The organism is Chamaesiphon polymorphus CCALA 037, assembly GCF_003003845.1.
Taxonomy (GTDB): Bacteria; Cyanobacteriota; Cyanobacteriia; order Cyanobacteriales; family Chamaesiphonaceae; genus Chamaesiphon; species Chamaesiphon polymorphus.
The window spans coordinates 1-9161 of record NZ_PVWO01000216.1 but is presented as its reverse complement, the minus strand read 5'-3'; the positions used below and the strand labels follow the sequence as shown (position 1 = coordinate 9161).

The window sequence follows — 9161 nt, the reverse complement described above, 5'->3', positions numbered from 1 at the left end:
TTGCTACTTACTTTCTATTCGTAGCTTATGCTCTTGTGAGCTTTTTTACCCACCTCCCCACTTTTCAAACATCCTCTTAAGTCTGCTCAATTCAGTTCCCGTACAAAGTTGGACATTCAGTTGTGAAGATGTTATCCGTATCGGACGGGCAACCGATAACCACGTAGTGTTATTTAGTGCTGTTGTCTCTCGACACCACGCTCAATTGCAGTGGAGCGAAGATAATGGTTGGCAACTGCAAAATATCAGTCCGAATGGAACTTATTTAGATGGTACAGCTATTAAGGAAGCATCTGTAACAGATGGCATGGTGATTCGCCTAGCAACTTCCGGCCCCAAAATTCAGATTAAGGTGAATATCGATACTGGCGAGGCAGGTTGAGGAGAAGACAGACGGGGGACGAACTGGTTGGTCTACAGTGGGCGGATAATTGGGTGAGATGTTTGGTGCTAGTTTCTTAATTGAACGGGCATAACGAGGTAAGTCATTTTGACACCGCCTAGAGGCGTGAGAATGACTGGTTCGAGGGGGCCATTAAGCGAGATCGTAATTTCCTGAGTGGGAAGTGTTTTCAGGCCATCCATTAAGTATTTAATATTAAAAGCAATATCTAAATCTGCACCCGAAATCTGTGCTAGCAGAGATTCTCTACCGCTACCCCGATCTTGACTTTCGACTGATAGATCGATCGATTGGCGATCGCTGGCGATGCTAAATTTGACTAAATTGCTTTGATCTGCCAGAACGGCAATTCGTTCTAGGGCACTGAGTAATTGCTTGCGATCGAGTGTAATCTGGCGTTGAAATTGTTTGGGAATTAATAGCCGATAATCGGGATATTTGCCCTCCAATGTCCGCGTCGTCAGCTTGCGTTCGCCCCAGCCAAAGACAACCTGACCCTGTTCCAACTGCAAGCCCAAGCGATCTTTTTCTGTTCCAGCAGCGAGCATTTTTTCGAGTTCCCGCAGGGCTTTGGCTGGAACGGTGACTTCAAAGGAGCTAGTATTGGCAGTCGCGGCGGGTTCGGTAGCTTCCTCCTCCGATGCTCTCTCTACTTCATTCGGATAGACTTCGACAATACCCAACCGATGTCCGTCAGTGGCGGCAAATTCCAATCTCTCTGGCTCGACCTTAAGATAGACCCCAGTTAGTACTTGCTTGGTTTCATCCTGGCTACAGGCGATTAGAGACCCCTTTAAGCCATCGATAAAGGCCGTCGCCGATAGTTGGTTGGTTTCACCGCGTTCGATGGAGGGTAGTTCGGGAAATTCCTCCGCACTCATCCCTCGCACTTGATAACGACCAGACGCCGATGTAATCGTCACTAGATTGTCTCCAGCTTCATCATCGAGCGTAATTTCGCCGCTAGGGAGTTTAGCGACGATATCGTTTAATAGTTTGGCAGGTAGCGTCAAAATGCCCTCTTCCTCAACCCGCGCTGCAAAATTGGTCTGAATGCCCAGACTGAGGTCGAATCCAGTCAGTTGAATCAGATCCGGCTCGGCAGTGGCGGCTATTTTAATATTTGCCAGAACTGGATGTGTAGGGCGAGTGGAAACAGCTCGACTAACTAAGGCTAAGTTGATGTTTAGATCGTGCTGAGTACAGACAAATTTCATGGAGTTGGGAGTTGGGAGTTGGGAGTTGGGAGAGAGTAGATGGTTGGATGGGTGGATGGGTAACGAATGGATAACCCCTCACTTTAGTGCGTACAACCTAAAGCCCAAAGCCTAACGCCTACCCGATCTCATCAACCGTGGACTTGAAGGATAAAATAATCTTGACTGGGGGTAATATTGTCGATCGTGTATCCGGCCATCTTCAGACTATCGGGTACTTGCTCGATCGGTTCGCCAGCATCTAACCATACTTCTAATACGTCACCTGCGGCCATTTGTTCGAGCTTCATTTTTGTCCGCACAAAGTTAATCGGACAAGGCGTTCCGCGTAAGTCTAGTTGAGTCATGAGAGTTGGGAGTTGTTAGTTGGGAGTTAAAATTATACAGAGTTTAAGAGTCAGAACGTTGAGCGAAATTTGTCAATCTACCGATCGATATCTGACCTGCTCCCAACTCCCAACTCCCAACTCCTAACTTATTTAAAGACATTCCCAAAAATACTTCCAATCCCACCTTTACCAACTCTGTCGCCGCGAAGTTTGGCAAGTTTTTCTAGCAGATCGCGTTCTTCGGGACTAACTTTAGCTGGAATATCAACTTGAACGGTCAGTAAATGATCGCCGCGACTGACTTCATTACCCAGACGGGGCACGCCTTTTTGTTCGAGTTTGAGGACGGTATTGGGTTGGATACCAGCCGGAATATTTAACTCAGTCGGGCCATCGACGGTATTGATTTGGATGTGGCTGCCGAGAATGGCTTGGAGATAACTGACCTTGATTTGAGAGAGAATATTAATCCCCTCACGACGGAATTCGGCGTCTTCTTCGACGTGTAAGTACACGTACAAGTCGCCTGGAGGGCCGCCACGCAAGCCTGCGTCGCCTTCTTTGCCGATCCGGAGTTTGGTACCATTATCGACACCTTTGGGGATCGATATTTTCAGTTTTTTGGTTTCCTGCTTGCGTCCGGCACCATTACAAGCTTCACATTTGTCTTCGATAACCTGACCTTCGCCATTACAGGTGGGACAGACCGAGACTTGCGTGAAGTTACCGAACGGGGTGCGGGTATTGCGACGCACTTGTCCAGCACCAGCACAGGTACCACAGGTTTGAGGTTGAGAACCCGGTTTGGCACCTGTGCCTTTACAGGTAGTACAAGATTCGAGGTGGGGAATTCGGATTTCTTTTTCGCCCCCAAAAATGGCCTCGTGAAACTCTAGCTTGAGATCGAGGCGCAAATCTTCGCCTCTAGATGGGCCGCTGCGCCGCCGAGCGGTTTGTTGACCGCCAGCACCACCAAAGCCATTAATGAACGCATCAAAAATGTCGGCAAATCCGCCCATGTCTCCCATATCACCGTATCCGGGAGCGGCACCCCCCGATACTCCTGCTTCCCCAAAACGATCGTAACGAGCGCGAAGTTCGGGTTCGGAGAGGACTTCGTTGGCACGATTGATTTCTTTGAAGGTATCTTCTGCCCCAGGCTCTTTGTTGACATCTGGGTGATATTTCCGCGCCAGTCTGCGATAGGCGCGTTTAATTTCTTCCTGGTCGGCATCTCTGGAGGTGCCAAGGATTTCGTAATAGTCGCGTGCCATACAAAGGTTCTATCTTACAAAGAGTGTTAGGAAGCAGGATTGAAAGTAAATATGCAATTAGATTCGGTATACAGGCAAAAACTCGGTGGTGTTGCCTTGGCCGCGAGCATCTTTGGCCGCGAGCATCTATCGATCGATGTACTGCTTTGCAGCCATTCTCCTAGAGAAGTGCGCGCTTTTAGCTCGAGTCTCGATCGATTGGCTACATTGCTAGGTAATGAGTTGACTGACAGCACTCACTCATTATTTAAGTAATTTTATATGTTAATTTAACAATTCGATCTTTATTGTAAAGGAATCACGGCTTGGTGATGGAGTATTAACCGTAATTAGATTTTTTCCGTGCTCGATCGTTAGGTCTGGCAACGCCGATCGATTCAGACACTTGCTGGCAGATCTACCCGATCGGCGATCGCGCTGTTATTCGACTACTTCATAATCGGTAGTCGCAGTTTCATCATCATAATCTAATGTCAGAGTACTAGATACTTTCTTCGATGGTGGTGGTGGCGGTGGTGGTGGTGCGGCAGCGCGACTGAGTGGTGCGTGCCGTCTGGGTGCCGTATTATTAGGATTGGGTGGAGTGTTACTGGAATTATTGGGCGTAGTACCTTGTTGGTAAACGGCTGCACCCATGGCAAAAATCTCTTGTTGGAGCTTATCGATCGCTTGTTGGACGTTTTCTAAGTTCGCTGAGGGTTCGAGCAGCAACATTTGCAGTTCTTTGGCTGTTGTTTCGGCTTGCTCGCGGAGACTATCGTTAATTAGATGACCATTCTCTTTAACGGTCACGTCATAGGTATGGAAGAGAGCATCGGCTTGGTTTTTGAGTTCCACCAATTGTAATCTGCGCCAGTCATCTTGAGCGTAAGTTTCGGCTTCTTTCCGCATCCGCTCGATGTCAATGTTGTTGAGTCCACCTGTATTGGTAATCGCCACGGTTTGTTCGCGTCCGGTACCGCGATCTTGGGCTGAAACCTTCAGGATGCCGTTGACATCGATATCGAAAGAAACTTCAATTTTGGGCACGCCCCTGGGCGCGGGCGGGATGCCTGTGAGCAGAAATCGACCTAAGCTCTTGTTGTCTTTGGCCATCGCCCGTTCGCCCTGAAGGACGTGAATTTCGACGGATGTTTGGCCATCAGTGGCGGTCGAAAATTCTTGACCTTTACTCGTGGGAATCGTGGTGTTGCGTTCGATGATTTTGGTAAATACTTCACCAAGGGTCTCGATACCGAGCGATAGGGGCGTTACATCTAGCAGGAGGACATCTTTGACATCCCCTCCGACGACGCCAGCCTGAACGGCGGCACCCATGGCTACAGCTTCATCGGGGTTGACCGATCGATCGAGTTCTTTACCGCCAAAAAAGTCTTGAATGGCACGTTGGACGGCAGGAATCCGGGTCGAACCGCCAACGAGCAAAATCCGATCGATATCTTTAGGTTGCAGATCGGCGTCTTTGAGCGATCGCTGGACGGGTTCGAGGGTGGATTGAATCAGCGGTGCGACCATTTCCTCAAATTTAGTCCGGGTTAGCTCGATTTCTAGATGTTTGGGGCCTTGAGCGTCGGCGGCGATAAAGGGTAAGTTAATCGAAGTACTCATCATTGTCGAGAGTTCGATTTTGGCTTTTTCGGCGGCTTCGCGCAGACGTTGGAGAGCCATTTTATCTTTGAGCAGATCGATCTTTTCGGTCGTCCGGAAATGTTTGATCAACCAGCGGACGATTTCATTGTCAAAATCATCGCCACCTAAGTGGTTGTTACCAGAAGTTGCTTTAACTTCATAGATCCCGTTACCTAATTGCAGGACGGAGACATCAAATGTCCCCCCGCCAAGATCGACAACCAGAATCTTTTGTTCGGTATCGGCTTTGTCCAAGCCGTAAGCTAGAGCCGCAGCAGTCGGCTCGTTAATGATGCGCAATACTTCGAGTCCGGCGATCGTCCCGGCATCCTTGGTCGCTTGGCGTTGGGCATCGGTAAAATAGGCAGGTACCGTAATCACCACTTGCTCGATCGGTTGTCCCAAGAAGTTTTGGGCATCCTTTTTGAGCTTTTGGAGGATCATCGCCGATACCTCTTGCGGAGTGTAAGTACGTCCGCGAATCTGGACGTCAACGGTATTATCCCTACCCTTAATACAGGTGTAGGGAACGCGGTTGCGTTCGGTTTCGGTGTCTTCCCACCGCCGACCGATAAAACGTTTAATACTATACACGGTATTTTCCGCATTAGTTACGCCTTGTCGTTTTGCCAGTTGCCCGACTAATTGCTCGCCACCTTTGGCAAATCCAATGATACTGGGGGTGGTACGACCGCCCTCTGCATTAGAAATGACAACTGGGATCCCGCCTTCGAGGACGGAGACGCAGCTATTAGTAGTACCAAGGTCGATGCCGATGACTTTTGCCATAAACTTGAGGCAATATTTTAAAAAGGATGGAAAAAGGGGTTGCTAGTTAGAAACTAGAGTGAAAAGACTGTCTCAAACGACAGCCGCTGATGTCTGACATCAATAACTGCCGTTGGTACCGTCAGTTGAGATCGAAAATTAGGTTAATTATCGACCGTGTCGAAACTACTGGCATCATCTGCTGATAACTGCTCTGGTGGTGCGGCTACTTTGACCAGAGAGTGTCGCAAAATTCGATCGCCGAGATAGTAGCCGCGTTGCAGTTCTTCGATCACGGTGCCTTCGGGATGTTCTTCGGTCGGTTGGCGCATTACCGCTTCATGCAGATTGGGATCGAATTGTTGTCCTTCAGGACGCATCGGCGACACGCCAATCCGTTTGAGGCTTTCGACTAGTTGCTTGTAAACACCTTGATAGCTTTTATGAATGCCCATTTCGCCTTCATTTTGAGGCTTAATTTGGGTTCGAGCGCGCTCGAAGTTGTCTACCACACTTAAGAGTTCGACTAGTGTCGCTACTTTAGTACGGATTTCGATGTCTTCCTTTTCCTTGCTATTGCGCTTGCGGAAGTTATCAAAATCGGCGGCAATCCGCAGATACTGACTCTGAAAAGCATCTCGTTGATTGGAGATTTCTGCTAACTGAGTTTTCAGTGTCTGAAGTTCCGATTGTGAAGTCGCCGCAGGTTCGGGTTCGACAGTGGCAGTAGACCGCTCTACGGGAGTAGCTACCGTAGCATCAGTAGCCGTCGCCTCGACAACTACTTCTGGAGTAGTCGTTGGTGCTGGCTCCGGAGTAGATGAATTTGCTGTTGTCACAGGTTGCGCTTCCCGATCTTCTAATGGCATTTGTGATGAGATGGACTCATCATCTGGTCTAATTGGCGGTTGTGGGGTTTCGCTCATCGTTCATTAATTCTCTGTTAACAGACTGCTAGGCAATTTCGATGTTAGATTCTCCATTGAGCTGCTACGCGAACGAGTGTGTGCAAGCCAATGGTCGATCGATTGACATATATCTTAAATATATATCTTCCAGGGTGGCTGATTCATTGAATCTGCCTTTTGAGTATAAATCCGATCTGGTTCGATCGTTCGATTCTTGAAGATGCGATTGTCGAGACAGTTAAAATTATCGCTGGCAATCCGATCGATATAAGAGGCACAACTCAAGTAGAATGCTCTCCTGTTCATAATGCCCAACTTACTAACACAAAATACCACTTCTGGTTTAAAAAAACTCCAAATAAATAGAATTGAGGACGAGTATAGTCAAACTCTATCTCGGCGATCGAATAGATTTTACATCGGATCGATAGATTGAGTTCGACTGTGGGCATACTGTAAAGCTAGGGAGACATCGACAGTAGATATGAGACTCCATCTTCGTTCCCCGACCGGATAGCGATCGTCCGCAATGACTTTTCTCTTTTTGGCAATAACTAGCAGCCATGACTCAATTTTCATCACCAAAACGGGCACTAATCGTCCGCAACGACTTTTCTCCTTTTGGCAACAAGCTAATTCAAGCAGGTTATGTCAATGCGGAACAGCTCAAACAAGCATTGGTTGACAGTCGGGCCAACAACCACCCACTCACGGAGGTCTTAGAGGCTCTGACAGGTAAATCTTTGCCTGCGGAGTTGCAGCAACAATATAAAAAACAACAGTTATTCGAGCTAAAAATCGTTTACGGTTTGAACGCGGTAGATATTGCCTCCGCCCAAATCGATAAGGTTCAAGTTCGTGAATTAATTAATACTTTTATTTCTGCGGATAGTTGTCGGCAACTCAAACTGCTACCGATTGGCAGGCTCGAAGGAGATCCGCCGATTCTGACGGTCGCGATGATCAAGCCGGACGATCTCCAAGCCAAAAACGATTTAGATAAAATTCTGCGTCCCCACGGCATTGCTTGGCGGAGTGAGGTCATCGCTCCTGAAGATTATCAAAAACTTTTAGATGGTTACCTAGACGAACGCATCCAGCAGGATGCCGCCGATAATTCTCAAAAAAATCTCAAAATTGAAATTGAGAACTTCGATACGCCAGAGCTAGGAAATGCTGAAGCCGAAATCGATGACGAGATTGACGTTCAAGGTGCCGAAGCCGCTCCGGTGGTCAAATTAGTCAACCAAATCTTAGCCAAAGGGTTGATGGAAAAAGTTTCAGATATTCATGTCGAACCCCAAGAAGAAGGTTTGAGAGTGCGGTTTCGCAAAGATGGGGTGCTGCGACAGAGTTTCCCCATGTTGCCCAAGCATATTATCCCTGCTGTGATCTCTCGCTTTAAAATCATTGCTGAATTAGATATCGCCGAACGACGGTTGCCGCAAGATGGTCGGATTCGCCGGACATTTGAGGGTCGCAAAGTAGACTTCCGCGTCAGTACCTTACCCAGCCGCTATGGGGAAAAGGTCTGTATGCGGATTTTGGATAACTCCTCAACGCAACTCGGCTTGGATAAGCTCATCAGCGACCTGCCAACGCTAGAAATCGTCCGCGAGATGGGCAGTCGTCCGTTTGGCTTGATTCTAGTTACAGGGCCGACTGGTTCGGGTAAATCTACCACTCTGTATTCGCTGTTGGCCGAACGTAACGACCCCGGGGTGAATATTAGTACGGCGGAAGACCCGATCGAGTATGCCCTCCCCGGCATCAACCAGGTGCAGGTCATTCGTGAAAAAGGGATGAACTTTGCCTCGATCTTGCGAGCGTTTATGCGGCAAGATCCCGACATCATTCTGGTAGGAGAAACCCGCGACCAAGAGACGGCTAAAACCTCCATGGAAGCTGCCTTAACGGGTCACATGGTCATGACAACATTACACACCAATGATGCCGCAGGATCGATCGCGCGGTTGGATGAAATGGGCGTCGAACCGTTCATGGTCTCTGCCGCTCTTGTCGGCGTCGTCGCCCAACGGCTCCTCCGCAGAGTTTGTGTCGAATGTCGCTGTGCTTATACACCCAGTCGTGAAGAACTGGCTCGATTTGGATTATCGGCTTCAGGAGAATCAGTCATCACCTTCTACAAAGCCAACGAACTGTCCAATGACTCGATCGAATCTGCCAAAGCGTCTGGAACTCTGTGCAAAACCTGTAATGGTATCGGCTATCGCGGTCGGGTCGGCGTCTACGAAGTCATGCAAATCACCGATGAGCTAGCTACTCTGATCAACCAACGCGCGCCCACCGCCATCGTCAAAGAAACTGCCGTTCAGCAAGGGATGAAGACGCTGCTGGCTTACAGTCTCCAGATGGTTCAAGAAGGGATGACTACATTAGCCGAAGTAGAACGAGTCACTTTCACTGACTCTGGCTTAGAAGCCGAACTCAAAGCCAAGCGCAAAACTACTCTAGTCTGTGTCACCTGTTCGGCAGAACTCAAGCCGGAATGGTTAGATTGTCCGTATTGTATGACGCCGAGATTTAGTGATTAGGGGATAGGGAATAGGGAATGAAAGGACGCCAGCGTCCCAACTCCCGAAACGATTAAACCAATCCCTAACCCCTAACCC

9 protein-coding genes are annotated in these 9161 nt (G+C 48.5%); 3 read left to right on the top strand and 6 right to left on the bottom strand.

Annotation, left to right across the window (positions count from 1 at the left end; translation table 11 throughout):
* The coding region (locus C7B77_RS16375; RefSeq protein WP_245894231.1) for an FHA domain-containing protein at positions 1–382 on the top strand (382 nt) is incomplete at its 5' end.
* A 68-nt stretch (positions 383–450) separates the two neighbouring features.
* Here the strand turns inward: C7B77_RS16375 and dnaN are convergent.
* From dnaN to dnaJ, 3 genes are all read right to left on the bottom strand, one after another.
* On the bottom strand, positions 451–1620 hold the full coding sequence (gene dnaN, locus C7B77_RS16370; protein WP_106306980.1) for a DNA polymerase III subunit beta: 1170 nt from the start codon (positions 1618–1620) through the stop codon (positions 451–453).
* Between the two features lie 131 nt (positions 1621–1751).
* Entirely contained in the window at positions 1752–1967 is a 216-nt protein-coding gene (locus tag C7B77_RS16365) for a sulfurtransferase TusA family protein (RefSeq protein WP_106306977.1), read from the bottom strand.
* 128 nt (positions 1968–2095) lie between these two features.
* Positions 2096–3223, bottom strand: coding sequence for a molecular chaperone DnaJ (dnaJ, locus tag C7B77_RS16360; protein WP_106306974.1), 1128 nt, complete (start codon positions 3221–3223; stop codon positions 2096–2098).
* Between the two features lie 51 nt (positions 3224–3274).
* Here dnaJ and C7B77_RS30070 point away from each other — a divergent pair, with 51 nt between their 5' ends.
* Positions 3275–3478, top strand: a complete 204-nt coding sequence (locus C7B77_RS30070; RefSeq protein WP_106306971.1) for a hypothetical protein — start codon at positions 3275–3277, stop codon at positions 3476–3478.
* 165 nt (positions 3479–3643) lie between these two features.
* Here the strand turns inward: C7B77_RS30070 and dnaK are convergent, their stop codons facing one another.
* From dnaK to C7B77_RS30065, 3 genes are all read right to left on the bottom strand, one after another.
* Positions 3644–5641: a molecular chaperone DnaK gene (gene dnaK, locus C7B77_RS16350; RefSeq protein ID WP_106306968.1), complete on the bottom strand. Its 1998-nt coding sequence runs from the start codon at positions 5639–5641 to the stop codon at positions 3644–3646.
* A gap of 143 nt (positions 5642–5784) precedes the next feature.
* Positions 5785–6546 (bottom strand): nucleotide exchange factor GrpE, encoded by a 762-nt coding sequence (gene grpE, locus C7B77_RS16345; protein ID WP_106306965.1) that lies wholly within the window; start codon positions 6544–6546, stop codon positions 5785–5787.
* Between the two features lie 114 nt (positions 6547–6660).
* Complete coding sequence (locus C7B77_RS30065) at positions 6661–6813, bottom strand: hypothetical protein (protein ID WP_219892175.1); 153 nt, start codon at positions 6811–6813, stop codon at positions 6661–6663.
* A gap of 278 nt (positions 6814–7091) precedes the next feature.
* On the opposite strand from C7B77_RS30065, the gene C7B77_RS16340 reads away from it, so the two are divergent.
* Positions 7092–9083, top strand: coding sequence for a GspE/PulE family protein (locus tag C7B77_RS16340; protein WP_106306962.1), 1992 nt, complete (start codon positions 7092–7094; stop codon positions 9081–9083).
* Positions 9084–9161: the final 78 nt, after the last annotated feature.

What these genes read in the sequence shown, in the direction of transcription:
- C7B77_RS30070 (WP_106306971.1), top strand. Translation starts at nt 3,275, where the DNA reads ATGCAATTAGATTCGGTATACAGGCAAAAACTCGGTGGTGTTGCCTTG.
- grpE (WP_106306965.1), bottom strand. Translation starts at nt 6,546, where the DNA reads ATGAGCGAAACCCCACAACCGCCAATTAGACCAGATGATGAGTCCATC.
- dnaJ (WP_106306974.1), bottom strand. Translation starts at nt 3,223, where the DNA reads ATGGCACGCGACTATTACGAAATCCTTGGCACCTCCAGAGATGCCGAC.
- C7B77_RS16340 (WP_106306962.1), top strand. Translation starts at nt 7,092, where the DNA reads ATGACTCAATTTTCATCACCAAAACGGGCACTAATCGTCCGCAACGAC.
- C7B77_RS16365 (WP_106306977.1), bottom strand. Translation starts at nt 1,967, where the DNA reads ATGACTCAACTAGACTTACGCGGAACGCCTTGTCCGATTAACTTTGTG.
- dnaK (WP_106306968.1), bottom strand. Translation starts at nt 5,641, where the DNA reads ATGGCAAAAGTCATCGGCATCGACCTTGGTACTACTAATAGCTGCGTC.
- dnaN (WP_106306980.1), bottom strand. Translation starts at nt 1,620, where the DNA reads ATGAAATTTGTCTGTACTCAGCACGATCTAAACATCAACTTAGCCTTA.